This is a genomic window from Paenibacillus flagellatus, assembly GCF_003217775.1.
Taxonomy (GTDB): domain Bacteria; phylum Bacillota; class Bacilli; order Paenibacillales; family NBRC-103111; genus Paenibacillus_AB; species Paenibacillus_AB flagellatus.
Map to the genome: position 1 here is coordinate 57,086 of NZ_QJVJ01000016.1, position 21,415 is coordinate 78,500.

Annotated in this window: 25 protein-coding genes; 12 read left to right on the plus strand and 13 right to left on the minus strand. The window is 59.6% G+C overall.

The window, feature by feature from the left end; translation table 11 throughout:
* Positions 1–68: 68 nt before the first annotated feature.
* The 3 genes from DLM86_RS27475 to DLM86_RS27490 form a co-directional block, all read right to left on the minus strand.
* Complete coding sequence (locus DLM86_RS27475) at positions 69–680, minus strand: hypothetical protein (protein WP_158289690.1); 612 nt, start codon at positions 678–680, stop codon at positions 69–71.
* A 181-nt stretch (positions 681–861) separates the two neighbouring features.
* Positions 862–1,230: an O-methyltransferase gene (locus DLM86_RS27485; RefSeq protein WP_110843275.1), complete on the minus strand. Its 369-nt coding sequence runs from the start codon at positions 1,228–1,230 to the stop codon at positions 862–864.
* Between the two features lie 236 nt (positions 1,231–1,466).
* The gene (locus tag DLM86_RS27490) at positions 1,467–1,691 is read right to left on the minus strand and encodes a hypothetical protein (RefSeq protein ID WP_110843276.1); all 225 of its coding nucleotides are present in this window, start codon (positions 1,689–1,691) and stop codon (positions 1,467–1,469) included.
* A 211-nt stretch (positions 1,692–1,902) separates the two neighbouring features.
* Between DLM86_RS27490 and DLM86_RS27495 the strand changes: the two genes are divergently transcribed.
* Positions 1,903–3,165, plus strand: coding sequence for a methyl-accepting chemotaxis protein (locus DLM86_RS27495; protein ID WP_342773122.1), 1,263 nt, complete (start codon positions 1,903–1,905; stop codon positions 3,163–3,165).
* A gap of 65 nt (positions 3,166–3,230) precedes the next feature.
* On the opposite strand, the gene DLM86_RS27500 is transcribed toward DLM86_RS27495, so the two are convergent.
* Positions 3,231–5,021, minus strand: a complete 1,791-nt coding sequence (locus DLM86_RS27500) for a M3 family oligoendopeptidase (RefSeq protein ID WP_425454003.1) — start codon at positions 5,019–5,021, stop codon at positions 3,231–3,233.
* A 156-nt stretch (positions 5,022–5,177) separates the two neighbouring features.
* Here DLM86_RS27500 and DLM86_RS27505 point away from each other — a divergent pair, with 156 nt between their 5' ends.
* From DLM86_RS27505 to DLM86_RS27515, 3 genes are all read left to right on the plus strand, one after another.
* Positions 5,178–5,369, plus strand: coding sequence for a YycC family protein (locus DLM86_RS27505; RefSeq protein WP_110843278.1), 192 nt, complete (start codon positions 5,178–5,180; stop codon positions 5,367–5,369).
* The gene (locus DLM86_RS27510) at positions 5,366–5,602 is read left to right on the plus strand and encodes a hypothetical protein (protein ID WP_110843279.1); all 237 of its coding nucleotides are present in this window, start codon (positions 5,366–5,368) and stop codon (positions 5,600–5,602) included. The genes DLM86_RS27505 and DLM86_RS27510 overlap by 4 nt, the downstream gene beginning before the upstream one ends.
* A gap of 126 nt (positions 5,603–5,728) precedes the next feature.
* Positions 5,729–6,832, plus strand: a complete 1,104-nt coding sequence (locus DLM86_RS27515; protein WP_110843280.1) for a GGDEF domain-containing protein — start codon at positions 5,729–5,731, stop codon at positions 6,830–6,832.
* Between the two features lie 103 nt (positions 6,833–6,935).
* Here DLM86_RS27515 and DLM86_RS27520 read toward each other — a convergent pair whose 3' ends face one another.
* Entirely contained in the window at positions 6,936–7,646 is a 711-nt protein-coding gene (locus DLM86_RS27520) for a DUF2225 domain-containing protein (protein ID WP_110843281.1), read from the minus strand.
* 18 nt (positions 7,647–7,664) lie between these two features.
* Positions 7,665–8,054, minus strand: a complete 390-nt coding sequence (locus DLM86_RS27525) for a globin domain-containing protein (RefSeq protein ID WP_110843282.1) — start codon at positions 8,052–8,054, stop codon at positions 7,665–7,667.
* Positions 8,055–8,475: 421 nt separating this feature from the next.
* Between DLM86_RS27525 and ylbJ the strand changes: the two genes are divergently transcribed.
* The 4 genes from ylbJ (at position 8,476) to DLM86_RS27545 (ending at position 11,935) form a co-directional block, all read left to right on the plus strand.
* Positions 8,476–9,702 (plus strand): sporulation integral membrane protein YlbJ, encoded by a 1,227-nt coding sequence (gene ylbJ, locus DLM86_RS27530; protein WP_110843283.1) that lies wholly within the window; start codon positions 8,476–8,478, stop codon positions 9,700–9,702.
* A 153-nt stretch (positions 9,703–9,855) separates the two neighbouring features.
* Positions 9,856–10,719: a PilZ domain-containing protein gene (locus DLM86_RS27535; protein WP_158289691.1), complete on the plus strand. Its 864-nt coding sequence runs from the start codon at positions 9,856–9,858 to the stop codon at positions 10,717–10,719.
* The gene (locus DLM86_RS27540; RefSeq protein WP_110843285.1) at positions 10,716–11,522 is read left to right on the plus strand and encodes an NAD kinase; all 807 of its coding nucleotides are present in this window, start codon (positions 10,716–10,718) and stop codon (positions 11,520–11,522) included. The genes DLM86_RS27535 and DLM86_RS27540 overlap by 4 nt, the downstream gene beginning before the upstream one ends.
* Before the next feature lie 98 nt (positions 11,523–11,620).
* A complete protein-coding gene (locus tag DLM86_RS27545; RefSeq protein WP_110843286.1) occupies positions 11,621–11,935 on the plus strand; it encodes a hypothetical protein in 315 nt (104 codons plus the stop codon).
* A 44-nt stretch (positions 11,936–11,979) separates the two neighbouring features.
* On the opposite strand, the gene DLM86_RS27550 is transcribed toward DLM86_RS27545, so the two are convergent.
* The 5 genes from DLM86_RS27550 to lipA form a co-directional block, all read right to left on the minus strand.
* Positions 11,980–12,441: a carboxymuconolactone decarboxylase family protein gene (locus tag DLM86_RS27550; protein WP_110843287.1), complete on the minus strand. Its 462-nt coding sequence runs from the start codon at positions 12,439–12,441 to the stop codon at positions 11,980–11,982.
* A 112-nt stretch (positions 12,442–12,553) separates the two neighbouring features.
* Complete coding sequence (locus DLM86_RS27555; RefSeq protein WP_110843288.1) at positions 12,554–12,877, minus strand: acetyl-CoA acetyltransferase; 324 nt, start codon at positions 12,875–12,877, stop codon at positions 12,554–12,556.
* A 153-nt stretch (positions 12,878–13,030) separates the two neighbouring features.
* Entirely contained in the window at positions 13,031–14,170 is a 1,140-nt protein-coding gene (locus DLM86_RS27560) for an efflux RND transporter periplasmic adaptor subunit (protein WP_110843289.1), read from the minus strand.
* A complete protein-coding gene (locus tag DLM86_RS27565) occupies positions 14,097–14,594 on the minus strand; it encodes a YutD family protein (RefSeq protein WP_110843290.1) in 498 nt (165 codons plus the stop codon). The genes DLM86_RS27560 and DLM86_RS27565 overlap by 74 nt, the downstream gene beginning before the upstream one ends.
* Before the next feature lie 36 nt (positions 14,595–14,630).
* On the minus strand, positions 14,631–15,596 hold the full coding sequence (gene lipA, locus DLM86_RS27570) for a lipoyl synthase (protein WP_281272206.1): 966 nt from the start codon (positions 15,594–15,596) through the stop codon (positions 14,631–14,633).
* Between the two features lie 286 nt (positions 15,597–15,882).
* Between lipA and larE the strand changes: the two genes are divergently transcribed.
* The 3 genes from larE to larC are packed head-to-tail and all read left to right on the plus strand — an operon-like array spanning position 15,883 to position 18,607.
* The gene (larE, locus tag DLM86_RS27575) at positions 15,883–16,731 is read left to right on the plus strand and encodes an ATP-dependent sacrificial sulfur transferase LarE (protein WP_110843292.1); all 849 of its coding nucleotides are present in this window, start codon (positions 15,883–15,885) and stop codon (positions 16,729–16,731) included.
* The gene (larB, locus tag DLM86_RS27580) at positions 16,728–17,507 is read left to right on the plus strand and encodes a nickel pincer cofactor biosynthesis protein LarB (RefSeq protein ID WP_110843293.1); all 780 of its coding nucleotides are present in this window, start codon (positions 16,728–16,730) and stop codon (positions 17,505–17,507) included. The genes larE and larB overlap by 4 nt, the downstream gene beginning before the upstream one ends.
* Positions 17,504–18,607 carry a nickel pincer cofactor biosynthesis protein LarC gene (gene larC / locus DLM86_RS27585; RefSeq protein ID WP_245954962.1) on the plus strand — a complete coding sequence of 368 codons (1,104 nt, stop codon included), beginning with the start codon at positions 17,504–17,506 and terminating at the stop codon, positions 18,605–18,607. Before larB ends, larC begins: the two co-directional genes overlap by 4 nt.
* Positions 18,608–18,715: 108 nt before the next feature.
* Here larC and larC2 read toward each other — a convergent pair whose 3' ends face one another.
* On the minus strand, positions 18,716–19,222 hold the full coding sequence (gene larC2, locus DLM86_RS27590) for a nickel pincer cofactor biosynthesis protein LarC2 (RefSeq protein ID WP_110843295.1): 507 nt from the start codon (positions 19,220–19,222) through the stop codon (positions 18,716–18,718).
* Positions 19,223–19,402: 180 nt separating this feature from the next.
* On the opposite strand from larC2, the gene DLM86_RS27595 reads away from it, so the two are divergent.
* Positions 19,403–20,416, plus strand: coding sequence for a M23 family metallopeptidase (locus DLM86_RS27595; RefSeq protein WP_110843364.1), 1,014 nt, complete (start codon positions 19,403–19,405; stop codon positions 20,414–20,416).
* 36 nt (positions 20,417–20,452) lie between these two features.
* Here the strand turns inward: DLM86_RS27595 and yunB are convergent, their stop codons facing one another.
* On the minus strand, positions 20,453–21,250 hold the full coding sequence (gene yunB, locus DLM86_RS27600) for a sporulation protein YunB (RefSeq protein ID WP_110843296.1): 798 nt from the start codon (positions 21,248–21,250) through the stop codon (positions 20,453–20,455).
* Positions 21,251–21,415: the final 165 nt, after the last annotated feature.

Consider the following 21,415-nt stretch of genomic DNA (forward strand, 5'->3'; position numbering starts at 1 on the left):
AAAGCCCGGCGCTCGACGCGCCGGGCTCTTTTCTCGCCGGGATCGGAATGAACTCATTTCGAAATGGATCACGGACTCCGGATCAGTCCATAAATGTCGTTTATGATCTGACTCACTTTTTCCAACAAAACGTGCAATTCTTTATTGTTAACAAATTCACTCGGATTGTTCGAGACGTTATAGAGCGTTACGTCGCTTGAAGAGCCGGAAACTAACAAGGGGTAGATGGCCTGCAGCCTTTTTTGAATATCTCCCCACTTTTTGGCAAAATCGTTATCGTCATGACGATTTAAATAGTCGTATAGATTCCCGATCAGGATGTTGATTTCGTTGTTCACGCCGATTATTTGATTGACAACCGGCTTATCCTTTTCTTCGTACGCGTCCAGCATCGCCCTTTCCACACTTTTGAAATAATCATCCGTACTATTTCGTTCCAGATAGCCTTTTGTATACAGGAATGCATCCGACCTGGTATTCAAATTTTGACTTAATTCAAGAAAATAGCGGGCTTCCATTTGAACTCGGGCCGCATAATCGTTTAAATAACGATATGGATCGACAATCAGACGGCTCCCCTCCCCCGCTCCGTTGTTTTTAACGCTTGCCAGCCCATAAATGCCGACACAAACTGCAAGAAGGAGAATTGCAATCATGTATGTCTTTTTGGATGCCATCATGAACTCCTTTCCGTTTGTTGGTAGGATCGAAACCCGTCGGAAAAGAAATACAAGGGAAATATCCCATTATCGCCCACTTTATCACAATACGGTTTTCCGAAGAATGCCCTTTAAGAAAAAAAGCCCGGCGCTCGACGCGCCGGGCCACTTGTAAAGCTCCGCGGATGAAAGATAAAAGAAATCAGTTCGTTTTATGAAACAGCAAGTTCGACATATTGTAATTGCTCTCGAATTGCACGCTCGTGCAAAGCTTGTTCTGGCGGACGGTGAAGTCGAAATGGATTTCCCCGTGTGTCCAGTTCGTCTTGTACTTGAGCGCGTCCACCGCCATCTTCTGGAACGAGCGCACTTGCAAAGCCGTCAGCCCCGACGCCTTGGGCTCGACCTTGCCGTCGGCCGCCTCTAACGGAAGATGGCGCACCCCGAATTTCCCGATCAAGTTGTTCCGGATATGTACGAATATGGTCCCGGAAGACAGCTGGGACAGCTCTTGCTGAAGTTCTCTGAATACCATGTCCAGCTGCCGGGATAGGGACAGCTGATCGATCATGAATTCCCTCCTTTCTTTTTCATAATTATGGAACTTATGTCATATTCATGTGGGTCTTACGTCACATTATACTGCGACGTTCCACCTTTTTCAACAACAATTTACAAATCCAACCAACTTTCTGGTTACAATGGCCTAGCTTGCTGGATTTTGTCATAAAGCCTGCACGACAAAGGGCCCGTCCCGCCGGAGCGGAACGAGCCCTGTTATGTAGATCGCGATCGCAACGACGCGAATCAATGACCGTACGGCGCGAAGCTTTCCTTGCGCATCTCCAGCACCTTCGACAGCGGAATGCCCGTCTTCTCGTGAATGTCGAGGACGGTGCTGCGCGGGTTCGCCTTCAGGAAATTGCGCATCGTGAAGTAATCTCTCTCGTTGCGCTCCCGGCACGCATCGCAGTGTTCGGACTTTTGCCGCACGAACAGCCGGCCGCAGCTTTTGCAGTTGGCGAGTGACATCCGTATCCCTCGTTTCTCGATCCTTTAAGCTAGTACAGGTTTCGAAACGGCCTGTCGATATGTGGGGGTCGTCCGTACCATCATTATAGTCACGCCTTTTCGCATCCACTAGGGTACTTGGGACCTAAGTTTGAACATAAGGCGATAGACCGATACGATTCGACATGATATAATCGAGGCGTTATCTAGAATATGGAAAAGGGGTCGAATCATGATGAACGGTTTCCAGGGTCTCTCCTTCAAAAGGAAACTGCAAATCGGCTGCTACTCGCTCGTAGCGGTATTCTCCGCGCTTACGCTCGTCTTCGCCTGGATGTCGGACGTCTCGTTCGTCCTTTCCCTGGTCGTCGTCCTCGTGCTGATCGGCGCCAGCGTCCCTTTTATCGGGTGGTTGGAGAGAGCGCTTACAGGGCCGATCGAGAGCATGTCCCGCATCGCGCTTAACATCGCCAAAGGCGACTTCTCGATGAAAGTTCACGTCGACACGAACGACGCCTTGGGCGAGCTCGGGAAGACGTTCAACCAGATGATCGACAAGCTGCGGGGCATCTTGAACGAGACGACGTCCATCACCCGTTCCGTCGTCGATACGAGCCGCGAAGGAAGCGACAAAAACCGGCAGCTGAAAGACGTCCTCGGCCATGTCACGCAATCGGCCAACGAGCTCGCGGCCGGTTCGATCAAAATAACGGAAGAAATCGCGACGATATCCGGCGCCATCAAGGACATCGAGCAGAAGGTATCCTCGTACGCCCTTTCGACCAAGGAAATGAACGAAAAGTCCGATGCGATGATCCGCCTCGTGCAGCGGGGCCGCGAAGCGGTCGAAAGCCAGGGCGAAGGCATGAAGCGCAACGTCGAAGCGACGTCCACCGTATCCGAGACGATCGACCGGCTGGCGGAGCAGGCGAAGGGCATCTCGAACATGACGAGGACGATTTCCGAAATCGCCGAGCAGACGAACCTGCTGTCGCTGAACGCCTCCATCGAAGCGGCCCGGGCCGGGGAGCACGGCAAAGGGTTCGCCGTCGTCGCCCAAGAGGTGCGCAAGCTGGCCGAGGAATCGACCGCCTCGACGAAGGAAGTGTTCAACCTCGTCCGCAACATCGACCAGGGGATCGAGCTCGCGCTTCGACAAATGGCGAACAACGCCGAAATCGTCCGCACGCAGACGACGCTCATCCATGAGACGGAAGCGATCTTCTCCCAAATCGTACATAGCATCGAATTCATCGCCGAGACGATCCAGCAGTTCGCGAAGGAAAGCGACCGGATGCTCGAATCCGCCACGACGATCTCCGCGACGATGGAAAATATCGCGGCCATTACGCAGCAGTCCGCCGCCGGGACGGAGGAAGTATCCGCCGCCATGAACGAGCAGATCGCCGTCGTCGAGGCGCTCGTCCGCCAGTCCGAGCAGCTCATGCAGACGGCCGGTACGCTGCAGCGGACGATCCAAATTTTCAAGTTCTGAGCCGCAAAGCGAAAGCCCCCGATTCCCTTCGAGAGGAGTGGGGGCTCTTCTTTACGCTTCGCGCGTCATTCCGTCATCGCGAGGAACTGCTTCACGTCGGCGACGGCGAGGTCGACCGCGCTTTGCCAAAAGTCCGGCTGCGTCAAGTCGACGCCGAGATGCTTCTCGGCAAGCCGCTCCACGGTCATGCTGCCCGTGTCCCGCAGCAGCGCGACGTAGCGGTCCTCGAACCCGGCGCCTTCCTTCTGCGCGACGGCGTACAGGCCGGAGCTGAACAAATAGCCGAACGTGTACGGGAAATTGTAGAACGGCACGCTCGTAATGTAAAAATGCAGCTTCGACGCCCAAAAATGGGGATGATATTCGCTCAGCGCATCCTGGAACGCCCGGCGCTGCGCGCTCGTCATCAGCTCGTTCAGCTGCTCGACGCCCACCAGCCCGCCGCAGCGCAGCTCGTAGAACTCGGTCTCGAACAGGAAGCGCGCGTGGATGTTCATGAAAAACGCGACGGACCGTTGAATTTTATCCTCGAGCAGCGCAAGCCGCTCCGCGTCGGTCGACGCTTGCTTGACCGCCGCGTCCGAGACGATCATTTCCGCGAAGGTGGACGCCGTCTCCGCCACGTTCATCGCATACTCCTGCGCCAGCGCCGGCATGTCGTTCATGACGTGCTGATGGTACGCATGACCGAGCTCGTGCGCCAGCGTCGACACGTTCGACGCCGTGTTGGCGTACGTCATGAAGATGCGCGTCTGCCCCTTGATCGGAAACGACGTGCAAAACCCGCCGGGACGCTTGCCGGGGCGGTCCTCCGCCTCGATCCACCGCTCGGCGAACGCCATCTCGGCGAAATCGGCCATCTTCGGGCTGAACCGTCGGAACTGCTCCACGATCATGTCGGCCGCCGCGTCGAACGGGATATCGTTCCCCGCCTCGCCGACCGGCGCTTCGACGTCGTGCCACGACAGCGTGTCGAGGCCGAGCAGCTTCGCTTTCCGGTTCAAGTAGTCGACGAAGATCGGCTTGTTCCGTTCGATGACGTCCCACATGACCGACAGCGTTTTCTCCGACATCCGATTGACGTCGAGCGGCTCCTTCAATATCGAGTCCCAGCCCCGGTGCTTGTACGTCTGAATGCGGAAGCCGGCGAGCCGGTTCAAGGCGTCGGCCGCGTAATCGGCCTGCTCGCCCCACGCTTTCTCCCATTCCGCGAACAGCCGCGTACGGACGTTCCGGTCCGGGCTGTGCAGCTTGTTCGCCGCTTGTCCGGCGGACAGCGCGGTGACGGAGCCGTTCTCCTCGAACTCGAGCTTGAACTTGCCGACGACCGTGTTGTACGCCTCGCCCCAGCCGTGATAACCGTCCACGGCCAAATCGCCGATGAGCGATTCCAGCTCGGGAGCCAGCTTCTCCTTCGCCAGCTGGCGGCGCTCGTCGATCGGGAAGGCGACCGGGCGGAACGGCTCCGATTGCAGCAGCGCGCTCCAGTCCGAATCGGGCACCCGCTTCAGCAGCTCGTCGAATCGGGTCAGCACCGAGGAGAACGCCGCGCCGAGGGACGCGATTCGTCCGTTCAGCTGCACCGCCTTCTTATCGGCCTGGTTCTCCGAGGCGAGACAGCCGGCGAACGAATCCGCTTCGCGCAGCTTCAAAACGATGCTCTGCATCCGTTCGATCAGCGCGGCCAGCGTATCGGCGCCGGGCGCACCGTCCCGCTCCGCGGCGGAAGCCACGGCATCGCGGAACGATCCGATCTCGCGCTCCGTCTCCTCGAGAAACGCGGCGAACTGCGGGGAGGCGCTCCCCCCGGGGAAAAAGACGTCCAAATCCCAAACGAGGCTATACCGTTGCGTCATGGCCATCTCACCTTTCGTGTTATCGTTATGACAACATTAAACCATATTTCTCCGCAATTATGAAACGCGCGAACCGATTCGAGAATGCGGCCCGTCTGTTGTATAATGGGTACAACGCGGCCAACCGCGATAAACTACGACCGGGAGGAACGTCCCATGAGACCGTTGCAAATATCGCCCGAAACCGCCGTCAAGCTTGCGGAAGCGCTGCAAGTGCCGATCGAGCGGCTTATGCATATGCCCCAGCATATCCTGATCCAGAAGCTGGCCGAGCTGGCCCAGCAGCAACCCGGCGCGGATTCGGCCGACGGCTCCGGCTCCGGCGGGAAGAACGGACCGGCGTCATGATTCCGTTTGAGAATACGCTGCCTTACGAAACGATCGGCCGAGACGTTTATCTCGTCGAATGCCCGTATTGCGGGGAACGCAACGTTCACCTGGCGCTCAAGACGAACGACCTCCAGCCGATCCGGGAAGGGCGCAAAAAGCTGATCGTGTTCCCCTGCTGCCGGGAAAAAATAACGGCCGTCGACGCGGACCGCGATTACTTGCTCGCCGACCGTATCGTCCGCCGCCGCTGACCCGCCCATGGCGCCGATTTTTATGCGCAACGCCGGAGCCAAAAAGAGGATTTTCGATCCGCTCTATCGAATACTATACATTTTCACGGCACTGTATGCTGCAGCCTTCTCGGGAGCGATACGTTTATGAACGATTTCCTCATTCCGGTGACGAACTCCTGCACCTTGATTACGCTAAGCTACGTCGCGATCAAGCTGCGAAACCGCGTAATCGGCGGCACGAACGAAATGGTGCTCGTTCCCCTGTTTACCGGACTCTCCTCCGTTCTCATGATGCTTTTGCCGATTCCGGCCGACTTGATCATCAACGATCTCCGGTACATTCCGATCATTATGGCGGGGCTGCGGCTCGGCTTGCCCGTGGCGCTCCTGTCGACGATTCCGCCCGCGGCGTACGGCCTATGGCTCCAGCAGCCGTATTTGATCTACGAGCTGCTGCACGGCTTGTTGTTCCCCGCCTTGATCAGCTCGTTTCTGCACCGGAAGGAATATCGTTCGGGCTTCGAGCCGCTGCGGCTCGTCGACGGGGTCAAAATCGCCGTTTTGCTGTTCGCCGTCAAGACGGCGGCCGGCATTTTGCTTTTCCGAAGCGACTGGCTCCATTATGCGGCGATGAACGGCTACATGTTCGTCATTACGCTGCTGTGCCTGCTCGTCCTGATCGCGCTCCATAACGACGAGAACAAGACGTGGCTGCTGCAGCGCCAGCTCGAGCTGGAGGCGAACCAGGACCGGCTGACCGGACTGCCGAATTTTCGCAGCTTTTTGGAAATCGCCGGCAGCACGTTGAAGAAGCGGCGCATCAGCATTTTCATGATCGACATCGATAATTTCAAAAACTTTAACGATACGCTCGGCCATCTGCAAGGCGACCAGCTGCTCCGCGAGGCGGGAAGCCTCATGCGGGGGACGATCGGCGAGAAGGACTATATCGCGCGCTACGGCGGCGAAGAGTTCATCGTCATGTGCGACTCCGTCGACCGCAATCTGGTCGCATTTCTGGCCCATCGGCTGTGCGACGAAATCGCCGCGTACCCGTTCGTCGGCCGCGAGGTGCAACCGGATAAGGCGATCTCCATTTCGATCGGCATCGCCGTATCCGAGCGTCCCGGCGACGACCTGTACCGGCTCATCGCGGAAGCGGATCAGGCGCTGTACGTCTCCAAGCGAGGCGGCAAAAACCGCTATACGTTTTTCGACAATCGGGAGCCGCTTTCCCTCTATTCCTGAACGTCCTGTCGGTATCGTGCGGCGGGACGTTTGTCGCAGAAACGACGGCCATACCAAAAAAGACCGGTCGCCCGGTCTTCTCTCCCGTTATTCGGATGTATCCTCAAGTCCCGCTCTCGCGCATCTCCTCCGGCAGCTCCATCTTCGCCGCCAGCATATCCTCGCGCGTCTGTACCCATTGCTCCCGGGAAGCCCGGATCATCGCGGAATCCATAATTTTCTTGTCATTGATGACGCGACCGAACCAGAGCACCGCCTGCTGGTAATTCGCCAGCCTGCGATGAAGCTCGCCGATCAAGTACATGAGGCGCGCATTGTTCACGTCCGCCCCTTCCGTCTCGAACACTTTCACGTAAGCGTCCAGCGCGAATTCGAGGAACCGGTTCTCCTGCTCCCGGTTGTCCTTGTACCGGTACAGCCACGCGATATGGTGGAGCAAGCCCGCGACGACGCGATCCTTCTCCTCCTTGATCTGCGCGCAGACGAGCGCGAGCTTGTACGACTGCATCGCCGCGTTCCAATCCCGCTCCCCGGTCAAGTCGAGCGCGTTCCAATTTTTCCCGAGCCTGTCGTAGTACAGGCTCTTATGCTTCGGCGTCATCCGCTCGGAAAAGTTCTCGGTGAAGGAGAAGCCGCAGAACGGACATACCCGGACGACGTAATAATCCGGATTGACCGTCTTGTAGTGCATGCAAAAATCGGTGTCGGTCTTCGCCGTTTTCTTGAAGCTGGACCGGACCCGCGATGTATGGAAAGGCTGCTCGCAGCAAAGGCACGTCGTTTGAATCAAATATAAAGGTTCCAGCTCCGCCATTGCACGGACATCCTTTCGTTACGGCGTATTGACGAAATGATAAGCGGGGGCTTTCAGCCGCTCGAGCACGATATCGCGCCATTCCGGCGAAAGTCCGATCTCCTCCAGCGCCCGCTTCATGCAGCGAAGCCAAGCGTCCGCCCGCTCCGGCGTAATCGGGAACGGCAAATGCCGGGCCCGCATCATCGGATGGCCGTATTGCTCCGAGTACAGCGGCGGTCCGCCGAAAAATTGCGTCAAAAACAAATACTGCTTCTCCATGACCGGCGTAATGTCCTCCGGAAACAGCGGTCCGATGTCCGGATCGGCCTGAACGTTCGGATAAAACGCCTCGACCAGCCGGCGAACCGTCTCGGCGCCGCCGATCGACTCGTATAGGGATTTGGTCCCATCTCGTTGAGTGTCCATATCCGCCACCTGTCCTATTGATTTCCCCCACATTATACACTAGAACAACAAAATGGTGCCAACTTATTTTTAAGCGGCACCATGCGTTTTAACCGGGCGAACCCCGATGGGATTAATTTTCCATATCTTCCTCGGCGGAGCTCATCAGCGTCTCCCGAATGACAAAAACGAAGGCGCATACAATCAACCCTGTGACTACACTCATCATAAGCATCACTCCGTCTTCACTTTTTTTTAGTTTACCATATCCGGAACGAAATATCAGCCCTTTACGAAAAAAATGTATCCGTTTTCAGCCGTACGAGTCCCGCATGTCCGGGCTTTTCCCGTCATAAAGATGAAGGGAGCGCGATAACGTCCGGGGGCGGGTCCGCCCCGCCCGAACGGACAAGTTGCGCCGGAAAGCGGGTGTAACTGACGCATGACCTCCGTTCGCGTCTGGAAAACGGCGCTGGCCGGCTCCGCCGTCGCGGCCGTCGCCGCCTTGATGACGGCGTTTCCCGGCCCTTCGCTGGCCGCCGCGCTGCGCGGCTTATCCATCTGGTGGGACATTTTGTTCCCTTCGCTTCTGCCGTTTTTCGTTCTATCGGAATTGATGCTCGGCTTCGGCATCGTCCATTTCTTCGGCACGCTGCTCGACCCGATGATGCGTCCGCTGTTTCGCGTGCCGGGCATCGGCGGGTTCGTCATGGCGATGGGGTTCGCTTCCGGCTACCCGGTCGGCGCCCGGCTGACCGCCCAGCTGTGGGAGCAGCGGCTCGTCAATCGCGACGAAGGCGAACGGCTCGTCTCGTTCACGACGTCGTCCGACCCGATTTTTCTCATCGGCGCCGTGTCCGTCGGATTTTTCCATGACGTCGGCCTGGCGCTCGTTCTCGGCATCGCCCACTACGGGTCGGGCTTAATCGTCGGCTTCTTGATGCGGTTTCACGGCGGCAAGCGGCAAACCGGCACGCTTCCGGCCGCCTCGGGTCGGACGCTGCTTTGGCGAGCGATGCAGGCGATGCACCGTGCCCGCTTGCAGGAAAGCCGCACGTTCGGCGAGTTGCTCAAGGATTCGGTGCAGTCGTCGCTCAAGCTGATCATGGTCGTCGGAGGGCTCGTCGTCTTCTTCTGCGTCGTGCTGGAGGTGCTGACGCTATCCCGCGTCATGAGCGGCTTGTATGCGGCCGTCGATTCGGCGCTGCGCTGGTTCCGTTTCCCGCCGGAGCTGTCGCAAGCCGTCGTGAACGGCTTGTTCGAGGTGACGATCGGCGCCAAGTCGGCAGCCGGAGCCGGCACGCATTTGAGTCTCGCGAGCAAGGTCGCGATCGCCGCGTTCGTCCTGTCGTGGAGCGGCTTGTCGGTGCACGCGCAAATCGTCAGCCTGCTCAACCGCACCGATCTGCGCTATATGCCGTTCGCCGTCGCGAGAATGGCGCACGGCTTGATGGCGGCGGCGCTCGTCTTCGTGCTCTGGAAGCCGCTCTCCCCCGCCGTGTCGGCGCTGTCGGCCGCCGTCCCCGCATTCGCGCCGGACCGGTGGCTGTATGCGGCGCTGCCCGCCCTGTATTCGCTGTCGGCGCTGCTGTTCGCCGGGACGATCGCGGCGGTCGCGGCGATGTATGCCGTCTACCGCTGCGTACGCCCGCTGCTTCGCCGCTCTTAGCGCGTCCCGTTCTCGGACGCTCCGGGATACGCCGCGGCGGGCGGGCAGCGGCGATTCGGCATTGTGTTGTGCGGCCATATTGATTATGATGAAAGGAGAGATTGCCCTTACTACGAAGCGAATGCGGTGATGGCCATGAGGTGGACGCAATTGTTGGAGGAAGGACGGGTCGTCTCCGGATCGAAATGCCGATTGATTCTCGTCGGCGAAACGAAGGACGGGCAGCCGTTTTGCTACGAGGACCGGTTCACCGTTCATAAGCTCGATGCGGAGCGAATCGTCGCGGGTCTCGCTTACCATACGATTCACCCTTTGGAAAAGCTGCATCATCTCGGATTTATCGAGCTTTCTTTCCTGGAACGGGGCATGCTATATTACGGCTTTGCGGACATGCTGTCGATGGAAATGACGAAGCAGCACTGCTTGCTGACGCTGGCCGCACCGGAGACGGTTCGGATGACCCAGCAGCGGAAGTCGGTTCGCGTGCAGCTGGCCTCCCGTATCCCGATCACGTGCCGGATCGTCGGCGTTCGCGGCGAGATGTCGCCCCAGAGCGTCGTTTTTTACGGTCAAATGATCGAGCTGTCGGCGGGCGGCGTCTCGTTCGTCACCTCGACCCGGCTGTTCGAGCCGCTGCTGCTGGAGCTGACCTTCGTCCTCCCTTCCTCGCCCGAGAAGCATCATCTCGTCTGCGAAATCGTCCGGGTTACGGCGTTCGGCAGCGATTCGTACCGGGTGGCGGCCGAGTTCCGCGATTGCCCGCCCGAGACGATCGAGCCGATCGACCGGTTTTGCCGGGCGAATCAGCAAGGCCAGGAGCGGGAACCGTCTGCGGGTCGCGCGGGCGAAGGAGACGATCGCGACGACGACGTCGCGGGTTGGACCGACGCCTACGAAGGGAAACCGGCTTCGCCGAAATCGGCGGACGCTTCCGATATACAAGGGGCCCGATCGCTTTCGGCCCTTGGTTACGATGTGAATTTGGCTCGGCCAAATGCTGAGGAGGACGACGAGTGAAGTACAACGTAGTGAACCGCGGAGACGAGACGTCCGTCCGGACGAAAGACCGTTTTCACGAGCTGGCCGCGGCATCCGGCTTGACGGTTGACGCCGAGCATCCCGACGTCGTCGTGTCGATCGGCGGGGACGGTACGATGCTGCACGCGTTTCATCTATACGCCGACCGGCTGGATCGCATCTCGTTCGTCGGCATCCATACGGGCCATCTCGGCTTTTACGCGGATTGGAAGCCGATGGAGCTGGAGACGCTCATCCGCCATATGGCGACCGATACGTCCGAGCCGATCCGTACCGTGAAATATCCGATCATCGAAATCGAAATATCGAACGGCAATACGACGGAAACGCACCTTGCGCTCAACGAGTGTACGCTGAAGGGCGTCGAAGGGACGCTCGTCGCCGAGCTGCGCATTAACGACGAGCGGTTCGAGATGTTCCGCGGAGACGGCATCTGCATCTCGACGCCGACCGGAAGCACCGGCTATAACCGGAGCTTGAACGGCGCCATTCTCCACCCTTCGCTCGAAGCGGTCCAAATCGCCGAGATGGCGTCGCTCAACAATCGCGTCTACCGGTCGCTCGGCTCGTCGATCGTCCTGCCGAAGCACCATCATTGCGACATTTACCCGAAAAAGGGTCAAAAAATATTGTTCACGCTCGATCATCTCAACATGCAGCTGACCGATTTGACGTCGATTCGCTGTATGGTCGCCGACCGGAAGGTCAGCTTCGTGCGTTACCGTCCGTTCCCGTTCTGGAACCGGGTGCGCGAGGCGTTCATCGGCGATATCGTGGAGTAGCGCACATTCGTTAAACGCGTTCTTTCCGTTGCTTTTTTCGTTCGTCCCCGCTAGGTTGAAGATACGGCCATTTCGCCGACACGCTGGGGGACGACGACTTGAGCGGAAACGAACGCGTTTCTTTTTCGAACTGGAGAAGAATCGGCTCCTCCCCGGAATGGGTGCAAACGCGCCACCGAATGTCTTACGCGGCCAGACGGCTGATCGGGGAACGCGTCACCGAGCGGCAGGACGCGAAAGACGTGCTTCGGGTATTCGCGAGATACGAGATAAGGAGCCTGCGGGATCGCCCCGCATCCTCCTATCCGGAATGGCTCGGCATCGTCGAGCACGGCGAAGAATGGCGGCGCAAGCTCCGGCTGCTGCGGCAGTTGGAGGAAGAGGTATTCGGTGCCGGCGAGCAGGCAAGATGAAAAAAAGGGAGTACGGGACGCCGTCCCTACTCCCTTTTCCCCGTTCAGTCGAACGCGCCGGGCTTATACGAGCCCGGAACGGCCCGCATCGTGACGGCGATCCGGTTCCAGGCGTTGATGGTCACGATCGCCATAATGATTTGCGCGAGCAGGTTCGGCTCGAACACTTTGGCCGCCTCCTCGTATACGTCGTCCGGCACGTGAGTCTCGGCGACCAGCGTCACCGCTTCCGTGAGCGCCAGCGCCGCCCGCTCCTCGGGCGTGAAGAACGGCGTCTCCCGCCACGCGTTCAGCGCGTAGATGCGCTGCTCCGTCTCGCCGTAATGGCGGGCGTCCTTCGTATGCATGTCGATGCAGTACGCGCAGCCGTTCAGCTGCGAAGCGCGGATTTTGATCAGCTCGAGCAGCGTCTTCGGTATCGAGCTCGAACGGACGTACCGCTCCAGCCCGTACATCGCCTCGTAAGCTTTCGGCTCCAGCTGCTGCATGTTCAATCGTTGTTCCATCGGTATTCCCTCCCGTTTCCGTATCGTTTCGGTCTTACAACCATGAGACGATCGGGCGGTCGGGTTTGTGACACGCTTCATTCGAAGCTTTTAAAAAAATCGGCGGCCGCGATTACGTATACATCAGCGTAATGACGAGCAGCTCGTACAGGACGAGCGGGAGAATGACGTTGTTGTACGCGTAAGCTTGCTGCAGCGGGTTCGGCCATTGGCGAGCCGACTCGTCGGCGGATACGCTCAAGTACAAATGCGTCGCGTCGATATTGACGATGACGCCTTCGTGCACGTGGCCGGCGAGCGTTTGAATGCGGACGCGACGGTTCATACAGTGCCGGCCCACCTCCTGGAGACGCTCTCTTACCGCCCTCACGTGGTGCACATAGCCGGGATCGGCCTGATACAACAGCTGCTGCCCGTATACGGGTTCGTTCATCATATTGCTTGCTCCTTCCGTTCGATCGGTTCGCCTCATTCTATGCATTCGCCCACCTGCCGGTGACAACGCTGCGCACTGCGGAACGGACTTGAGCGAATACAAAAAAAGCTCGGGAGCGTGGCGCCCCCAAGCTTACCGAACCGGTTCATGCCGTCAATTGTTCAAAATGAGTTGCTGACCCGCCTTCAGCCCTTTGCGGATTTCAACCTCGGTCGCCGTCTCGAGCCCTTTCTCGACGTCGACCTCCTTGCGGCTGTCGCCGTCCTTGACGTGGACGAAGCTTCGTCCTTGGTACGAGCGCAAGCCGACTCGCGGAATGACGAGGACGTTGTCCCGGCGTTCCGTGACGATCGACAAGTCGCCTTGCCCGCCGATTTCGGCGTCGTCGGGCAGCCGATCCAGCGCGACGAGGATCGATCTCGTGTTTTTCTCCACTTGAACCGGGTTGTCCGTGAACGGAGACGTTCTCGGCGTCTGGATCACTTTGCCTTTATAGGTCGACCCTTTGTAGGCGATTTCGGCTTCCGCCCCCAGCTCGACGGACGACAGGTCGCCTCCCGCCGCGGGTACCGCGTACAGGAACAGCAGCTCCTTCGGATCGGATACGCCGACGACGTCCTTGTACGACGCGAGCGTATCTCCCGGCTTGACGAAATCGAGGAACGTCACCGTGCCGGCCTTGTCGGCCGTCAGCTTCGTCTTCGCCAGCTTCGCTTCCAGTCCTTGCAGCTTCATCCGCTCGACGTCCAGATTCAAGCCGGCGAGCCGAAGCACCTCCGCATCCCGGGACGTTTTCGCTTCCTCCAGCCTCTCCTCCGCTTTCGCCACGACGAGCTTCTGCTCCACGATCTTCATCGGCAAGTCCTGCGGGTCGAGCTCGAGCAGCACGTCGCCCTTGGCGACGGAATCGCCGGCCTTCACCCGCAACGCGGCTATTTTGCCGCCCGTGGCGTGCTGATAATACTTCGTGGAGGCCGGGACGAAAAAGCCGACGCCCCGGATCTGACTGACGATCGAGCCGCTCTTCACCTCGAACAAATCTTCCTGCCGCTTGACCGGCTTCAGCAGCTCCGGCTTCGCTTGTTGCTCCGCATTGACGTACGTGCAGCCGGTTTGTACCGCGGCAATCGCACCGAGCAGCGCCCATGCGATCCACCGTCTTTTTGCCATGTTCAACAAGCGTTCCGCCCCCCGACCGATCGCGACGATCGACGATTCGCTATTTTTGCGGCTGCTGGCGTCCTTGCGAACGTTCGTGACGCGGCTGGCGCTCATGGCGCTCGTGCCGGTCATGGCGCTCGTGACGCTCGTGACGGTGCTGGTGCTGGCGCGGGGGCATGGAGGAGCTCGACGTCGACACCGTCGCGGCGTTTTCCTGCGGCGCGCCCGCTCCCGTCGTCTCTCCCGGCCCTTGCTGGGGAGCCGCCTCCCCTTGCCCCTGCTTGCCCGGCACTTTGCGCACGATGAAGTACGCGCAGCCGAAATTGCAATATTCGTTCAAATAATCGTGCATGCCGGACACGCACGTATCCTTGTTGCCGTTCTTGCTGTTTTCCTTGAAAAATCCTTTCAGCCGCAGCTGATTGTAGCCCCAATCGCCCACGATGTAATCGTAGCGGTCGAGCACTTCGCTGTAGCGGTCCCGGAACGCTTCGAAGCTGTAGCCGTTCCGGTGATCCTGCACGAGCTCGAACGTTTTGCCGCCGATATGGATCAACGGGATCCCCTCCTTGCGCCGGTTTTACGGTCTCGATCAAGAATGCGCATGCGCCGCCTTCACCTGCTCGTGAGCGTGATAGGAGCTCCTTACGAGCGGGCCGGATTCGACATGGCGGAATCCCCGCTTCATGCCTTCCTCCTTCAGCATCGCGAATTGCTCCGGCGTATAATACTGCTTCACGTCGAGATGCTGCTTCGTCGGCTGCAAATATTGCCCGATCGTCATGATGTCGCAATCGACCGCGCGCAAATCGTCCATCGTTCGCAAAATTTCGTCCCATTCCTCGCCGACGCCGACCATGATGCTCGACTTCGTCGGGATCGCGGGAGCCAGCTTCTTGGAGCGGGCCAACAGCTCGAGCGACCGGCGGTACTTCGCCTTCGACCGGACCCGGTCGGACATCCGTTCCACCGTCTCCATATTGTGATTCAAAATGTCGGGCTTCGCCTCCATGACGATGCGCAGCGAATCCTCATTGCCCATGAAGTCCGGGATCAGCACCTCGACCGAGCAGAACGGCATCCTTCTGCGGACCGCGCGGATCGTCTCGGCGAAGATGGAGGCGCCTCCGTCCGCCAAGTCGTCCCTCGCCACCGAAGTGATGACGCAATGGCGCAGCCCCATCTGCTCGGCCGCCTCCGCCACCCGCTCCGGCTCCTGCAGGTCGAGCTCCGTCGGGAGACCCGACTTGACCGCGCAAAACCGGCAAGCCCTCGTGCAAATGTCGCCCAAAATCATGAACGTCGCCGTCCGGTTCGCCCAGCATTCGTGGATGTTCGGACATTTCGCCTCCTCGCAGACCGTGTGGAGCGTCTTGGAGCGCATCATATCCTTGATTTCTTTGACGTTATCGTAATCTTCGCCTGCCGGCAGCTTGATCTTGAGCCATTCCGGCTTGCGAAGACTTGGTTTGGTCGCCATGTTCGATTCCCGCTTTCCGTCATATTCGGCATCGCCCGGATGGACCCGTGTCTTCCCGGTGCGACCCGCCCTGTCGATCCGCCCGGCCGAAGCTTGGGCGAATCTGTAAGTATTATATCACGAAAGCGGCAACAATCCATGCCGGACGTCGGCTTCGATCCCATTTTAACGGAGCCCCGGGCGAAAAGCAGGATCGAACTTGTTGGAAAAGGTGTCGATTTGTTCGGTTGCGCCGCCCCGGGAAAGTTGCGCTACCCGTTCCAGACGAACCGAGGTTATGTTACACTTACGAGTAGTAAGCGGCATCACCATCGAACGGCCGCGGCGCGAATCGCGCGGCGGCTTGACCAGGGAGGGAACCCGCATGGAAACCGGTATGACGTTGCGGCAAAAGGATGAACGGCTCGGCCGCATCCTTCGGGATATGGGACGCGTCCTGATCGCCTTCTCCGGGGGCGTCGACAGCACGTTCGTCCTGAAGCGGGCGCACCAGGAATTGGGCGACCAAGTATTGGCGGTGACGGCCGCCTCGGAGACGTTTCCGACCCGCGAATTCGATGCGGCGGTCCGGCTCGCCGAGGATATGGGCGTCCGGCTGTACAAGACGGAAGTGAAAGAATTCGAGAACGCATCGTTCGTGGCGAACAACCCGGACCGATGCTACCATTGCAAAACCGGCCTATACTCGCACCTGCAAACGCTGGCCCGGGAGCTCGGCTATCCGTTCATCGTCGACGGCTCGAACGTGGACGATTTGGGCGACTACCGTCCCGGCCTGCAGGCCAAAACGGAGCAGGGCGTACGCAGCCCGCTTCAGGAAGCCGGCTTCCTGAAGGCGGAAATTCGCGAGCTGTCCAAGGAGCTCGGCTTGCGGACGTGGAACAAGCCGTCGTTCGCCTGCTTGTCCTCGCGCATTCCCTACGGCACGAAGATCGAGAAGTACAAAATCGATCAGCTGGACGCCGCGGAGGATTTCCTGTACTCGCTCGGCTTCTGGCAGGTGCGCGTCAGGCACCACGACAAAATCGCCCGAATCGAGGTCATGCCCGACGAGCTGCACAAAGTCGTCGAGCTGAACGAGCAAATCCACCGCAAATTTACCGAGCTCGGCTTCACCTACGTCACGCTCGATCTGGCGGGCTACCGGACCGGGAGCATGAACGCGGTCCTCAAAAAAGAACTGCCGGTGACGGTTAAAGGAGCGGCGACATGATGCAGCTGGAGCACGTATTGAAGCTGCTGCAGGCCGGAGACCTCGATGTGGAGGAAGCGAAGCGGCAAATCGAGGAGATCGCGAGGACGGACGCCGCGGGCAAAGTGGCCGATCTCGGCTTCGCCCAGCTCGACATCGAGCGCGAGAAGCGGACCGGCTTCCCGGAAGTCATCTACGGCGAGGGCAAGACGACCGAGCAGATCGTCGCCATCTTCAAGCGGCTGACCGAGCATTCCGACCGGGTTCTCGCCACCCGGGTCGACGCCGACAAGGCGGAGGCGGTGGCGGCCGCCGTCGAAGGCGCCACGTACCATGCGACGGCGAGGGCGCTCACCTGGTTCCGCAAGCCGATCTTGAACGTGCATGACGGATACGTAGCCGTCGTCTGCGCCGGCACGTCCGATCTGCCTGTCGCCGAGGAAGCGGCCATTACGATCGAATGCATGGGCAGCCATGTGGAGAAAGTATACGACGTCGGAGTGGCCGGCATTCACCGGCTGTTCCGGCGGCTGCCGGTCATCCGCGGCGCGAACGTCGTCGTCGTCGTCGCCGGCATGGAAGGCGCGCTTGCCAGCGTCGTCGGCGGCCTGGTGGCCAAGCCCGTCATCGCGGTGCCGACAAGCATCGGCTACGGGGCGAGCTTCCACGGCGTCTCCGCGCTGCTGACAATGCTCAATTCGTGCGCGACCGGCGTCACCGTCGTCAATATCGACAACGGCTTCGGCGCCGGCTACAGCGCCGGACTCATCAACAAAAATATGTCGAAAAGGTCGTGAACCGAGTGCGAGTCGTCTATTTCGATTGTTTCTCCGGCATTAGCGGCGATATGGCGCTTGCCGCTTTGGTCGACGCCGGCGCGGACCGCGCGTATATCGAGAGCGAGCTGCAAAAAATTCGGATCGAGCCGTTCGCTCTGCAATGGCGCCGCGTGAACAAAAAAGGAATCTCCGCGCTTAAAATGGACGTCGAGCTTGACTCGAGCCGGCCGCCGACTCACCATCGGCATTATGCCGACATCGTCCGGATGATCCAATCCGCCGGCTTCAACGAGCGGGTCGTGGCGTACAGCCTTGCGATCTTCGAGAAGATCGGCGTCGCCGAAGCGAAAATTCACGGCATCCCGGTCGAGAAGGTCCACTTCCACGAAGTCGGCGCGATCGACTCGATCGTCGACGTCATCGGCGTCGCCTTGGCGCTCGATTCGCTACAGGCGGAGCGCATTTACAGCGCTCCCGTGCCGCTCGGCTCCGGCACCGTCCGGTGCGACCACGGCCTGTACCCGGTGCCGGCTCCCGCCACGCTCGAAATGATGCGCGGCCTGCCGATCGCCCCGACCGACTACGCGATGGAGATGACGACGCCGACGGGCGCCGGCATCGTTTCGGGCGTCGTGCACGATTTCTCCAAGGGGCTTCCGCCGATGGTCGTCGAGTCGATCGGCTACGGGGCGGGAACGCGCGACTTGCCGAACCAGCCGAACGTGCTGCGCGTCGTCGTCGGCTCGGCCGATTCGTACATCGGCCAGTGGAAGGCGAATTTGCAGCCGATCCATGCCGACCACGCCCATCCGCACGAGCATCATCATCATCACGGGCACCATGATCACGACCATCACCATCATGATCACGATCATCACCACCATGATCACGATCATCACCACCATGATCACGATCACCACCATCATGATCACGATCATCACCACCATGAGCACGACCATCACCACCATGATCACGATCATCACCACCATGAACATCGTCACGGCCACGAGCATGAGCACGATCGAGCCCGCCGGCACGAACAGCGCGACCGTCACGGGCATGCGCATCACTCGCACGAGCACGACGATAAGCACGATACGAACGCGCACAAGCATTAAAGCGCGCCGGGAAACGCCGAGAGGCTGTACCTCCGAGGACGGAATCCGTCCGGAGGCACAGCCTCTCGCTTTATGATCATCGCCTTCCGCGCCTACCGCCGGATGCGCTCACGTCCCTCCGCCGGAGCCCGATTGTTGCCCGGCGGCCGATCGCATGTCGGCATACCGCCGGCGCACCTCGTCGTACACCGTCTTGAGCGGCACCCCGCTCGATTTGGCCGCCGCCTCGCATTCCTTGAATTCCGGCGCCATCTGCACGAGCTCCCCTCGGTGGAAGCCGAGCTTGACCGTAATCGGACCCCATGGCGTCTCGACCGTTGCGAATTCGCGGCCGAGCCGATGCACGTCCGCCCGCAAATACCGCAGCCCGAGCGTCGTCGTCTCGGCGAACACGATCCGTTCCATCTCGCCGATCCGCTCTTCCGAGACGAGCACGTTCAGCATGACGCCGGGCCTTCCCCGCTTCATGACGATCGGAATCCAATAAACGTCGTTGGCCCCGGCTTCGAACAGCCGGTCGGATACGTAGGACACGTATTCCGGGTTCATATCGTCCAGGTTGGCCTGCAGCAGCACCATGCGGTCGTCGATGTGTTCGTGCCGGTGGTCGAACATGGGCTCCCCCCTTCCTTCTCCGCCACTCTCTTGTTCCCCTTATCGTATCAAATCTTCCGTATGCATGTAAACGAATAGCAAGAAGCGGAAAGGCGCACCCTAACCAAACAAAAGCCTCGTTTTCGGAAGGAGGAAGCGAAGTTGAAACGTGCAGGACGGTTTCGCCGGTATTCGGCGGTGATGCTATGCGCCGTGCTGCTGGCGCTCGCATGGACCGCCCCCGTATCCGCGGCGCAAACCGCACAAGGCGAGACGAAGGATATGAATACCGTATTCGCGGAACGCAAACGGCTCTTCGATGAAATCGGGCAAATTTCCGGCATTCCCTGGTACAACCTCGCCGCGATCGATCAGTTCGAACGTTCGCTCACCATCGCCAATCCGAAAAAGCGGCCGACGCGAAAAAACGCTCTGATCGGCATCTATTACTCCGAAGTCGAATGGACGGGCTTCGGCAATCCGAATGAAGCCGATACCGACCCGGCGACGATCGCTCTTTTCGCAGGGCGGGGAACCGACGGCGACGGAGACGGCCGGGCGGACCGCACCAACGACTTCGACGTGCTGTCGACGATGGCCACCTTTTTGCTCGGCTACGGCACGACCGAGAACGATCTGAAGCTGGCGCTGTGGGAACGGTACCGCAACGTCCGCAACGTAGACCGCATCCTGCAATTCGCCCGCATCTACGCCGCTTTCGGACGGCTCGACCTGCACGACCACGCGTTCCCGCTGCCGATCAAGTCCACCTACTCGTACCGCGGAACGTGGGGAGCGAGCCGAGGCTGGGGCGGCCACCGCATCCACGAAGGGACCGATCTGTTCGCGAATTACGGCGTCCCCGTCCGCAGCACCTGCTACGGCGTCGTCGAGGTGAAAGGGTGGAATCCGTACGGCGGCTGGCGGATCGGGCTGCGCGACCTGAACAACGTCTACCATTATTACGCCCACCTGTCCGGCTTCGATAAAAGCTTGAAGGTCGGCGACATCGTCAAGCCCGGCCGGGTGATCGGCTGGGTCGGCAGCTCCGGCTACGGCAAACCGGGCACGTCGGGCAAGTTTCCGCCGCACCTGCATTTCGGTCTGTACCGCGACAACGGCATGCGCGAATGGTCGTTCGATCCGTACCCCTACTTGAAAAAATGGGAGCGCGAAGACCGTCTTCGCGCCATGAAAAACAAAAGCGGCGCCTGACGGCGCCGTTTTTCGCGTCGGAAGCTTTCGCTCCCTCTATTCGCCCGCTTTGCCGGCGGCTTCCTTGCCCGCGCTCCCCGTCGGCGTCTCCGTCCCCGCCCCCGTCTCCGTCTTCGCCCCGTCCGGCTTGATCTGCGGAATGGCGATGCTGGGCGGCGCCGCGGCCGACCTGCCGCTCGGATTGCCGTTGTTGTCGTAATAATACATCGGCACGTCGCCGACGACGAGCACGTACGAGATCGGGATTTCCGTCTCCACCATCTCCGGCTCGGTATCGAACGGAATGATGATGGCCACCTCCGCCATGATGCGGATGTAAACCTCCATCAATACCATGTTGATGCCCGCGTTTTGCTGGCGGGTGCTCAAATCGACCTTGACCGATCCGACCGGCGTGAACTTGATCGGAATTTTCGGGCCGAACGAAGCGAGAATCGGGCTGTCGAACGCCTGCCCGACCGGGATGTGCTCCGGAATTTCCTTCAGCTCGTTCAGTACGCCCTGGACCGTCCCTACCGTTTCCGACAATATTTTCGAATGCTCCATATAGTTGAACATCAGTCCGGTGTTTTTCCCGTTTTTGTCCGTCCGCCAATCGATCAGCTTGTCGAAGTTGCCGCCCTGCGCAATCCGCTCGGTAATGGCCGAGTTGATCGATTGGGTGGCGATTTGCTTCACCCGGAGCTTCGCCACGTTCATGAGCGGCGGACGCAAATGCTTGTCGACGAATATGATCGATTGCAGCGTAAACAAAAAAAAGATGAGCAGCGCGATAAACAGCGCCCTCCTCCTCCCGCTCTTGGCCGGCCGGCTCCGCCATCCGCGTCTCAGCATGTCAGCGCGTCCCCCTCCGATCCGTTCCGTTTCCGTACAGTGTATGCGGCTGTCCCGGAAAAAAGACGAGATCCGCATGATGCGTAGGCTCGGGTTGGCCGCCGGTGCGGGCACGGGAGAGGGATTTTTCGAATTCGTCGGATTGGAGTACAATGGGAGTGAACG

Coding starts and splice junctions, on each gene's coding strand:
- DLM86_RS27475 (WP_158289690.1), bottom strand. CDS start 680: ATGATGGCATCCAAAAAGACATACATGATTGCAATTCTCCTTCTTGCA.
- DLM86_RS27525 (WP_110843282.1), bottom strand. CDS start 8,054: ATGGACACTCAACGAGATGGGACCAAATCCCTATACGAGTCGATCGGC.
- DLM86_RS27490 (WP_110843276.1), bottom strand. CDS start 1,691: ATGTCACTCGCCAACTGCAAAAGCTGCGGCCGGCTGTTCGTGCGGCAA.
- DLM86_RS27595 (WP_110843364.1), top strand. CDS start 19,403: ATGCTATGCGCCGTGCTGCTGGCGCTCGCATGGACCGCCCCCGTATCC.
- DLM86_RS27555 (WP_110843288.1), bottom strand. CDS start 12,877: ATGATGAACGAACCCGTATACGGGCAGCAGCTGTTGTATCAGGCCGAT.
- ylbJ (WP_110843283.1), top strand. CDS start 8,476: ATGACCTCCGTTCGCGTCTGGAAAACGGCGCTGGCCGGCTCCGCCGTC.
- larC2 (WP_110843295.1), bottom strand. CDS start 19,222: ATGTTCGACCACCGGCACGAACACATCGACGACCGCATGGTGCTGCTG.
- DLM86_RS27510 (WP_110843279.1), top strand. CDS start 5,366: ATGATTCCGTTTGAGAATACGCTGCCTTACGAAACGATCGGCCGAGAC.
- DLM86_RS27520 (WP_110843281.1), bottom strand. CDS start 7,646: ATGGCGGAGCTGGAACCTTTATATTTGATTCAAACGACGTGCCTTTGC.
- DLM86_RS27560 (WP_110843289.1), bottom strand. CDS start 14,170: ATGACCGGCACGAGCGCCATGAGCGCCAGCCGCGTCACGAACGTTCGC.
- DLM86_RS27550 (WP_110843287.1), bottom strand. CDS start 12,441: ATGGAACAACGATTGAACATGCAGCAGCTGGAGCCGAAAGCTTACGAG.
- DLM86_RS27505 (WP_110843278.1), top strand. CDS start 5,178: ATGAGACCGTTGCAAATATCGCCCGAAACCGCCGTCAAGCTTGCGGAA.
- larB (WP_110843293.1), top strand. CDS start 16,728: ATGATGCAGCTGGAGCACGTATTGAAGCTGCTGCAGGCCGGAGACCTC.
- yunB (WP_110843296.1), bottom strand. CDS start 21,250: ATGCTGAGACGCGGATGGCGGAGCCGGCCGGCCAAGAGCGGGAGGAGG.
- DLM86_RS27485 (WP_110843275.1), bottom strand. CDS start 1,230: ATGATCGATCAGCTGTCCCTATCCCGGCAGCTGGACATGGTATTCAGA.
- larE (WP_110843292.1), top strand. CDS start 15,883: ATGGAAACCGGTATGACGTTGCGGCAAAAGGATGAACGGCTCGGCCGC.
- DLM86_RS27495 (WP_342773122.1), top strand. CDS start 1,903: ATGATGAACGGTTTCCAGGGTCTCTCCTTCAAAAGGAAACTGCAAATC.
- DLM86_RS27500 (WP_425454003.1), bottom strand. CDS start 5,021: ATGACGCAACGGTATAGCCTCGTTTGGGATTTGGACGTCTTTTTCCCC.
- DLM86_RS27515 (WP_110843280.1), top strand. CDS start 5,729: ATGAACGATTTCCTCATTCCGGTGACGAACTCCTGCACCTTGATTACG.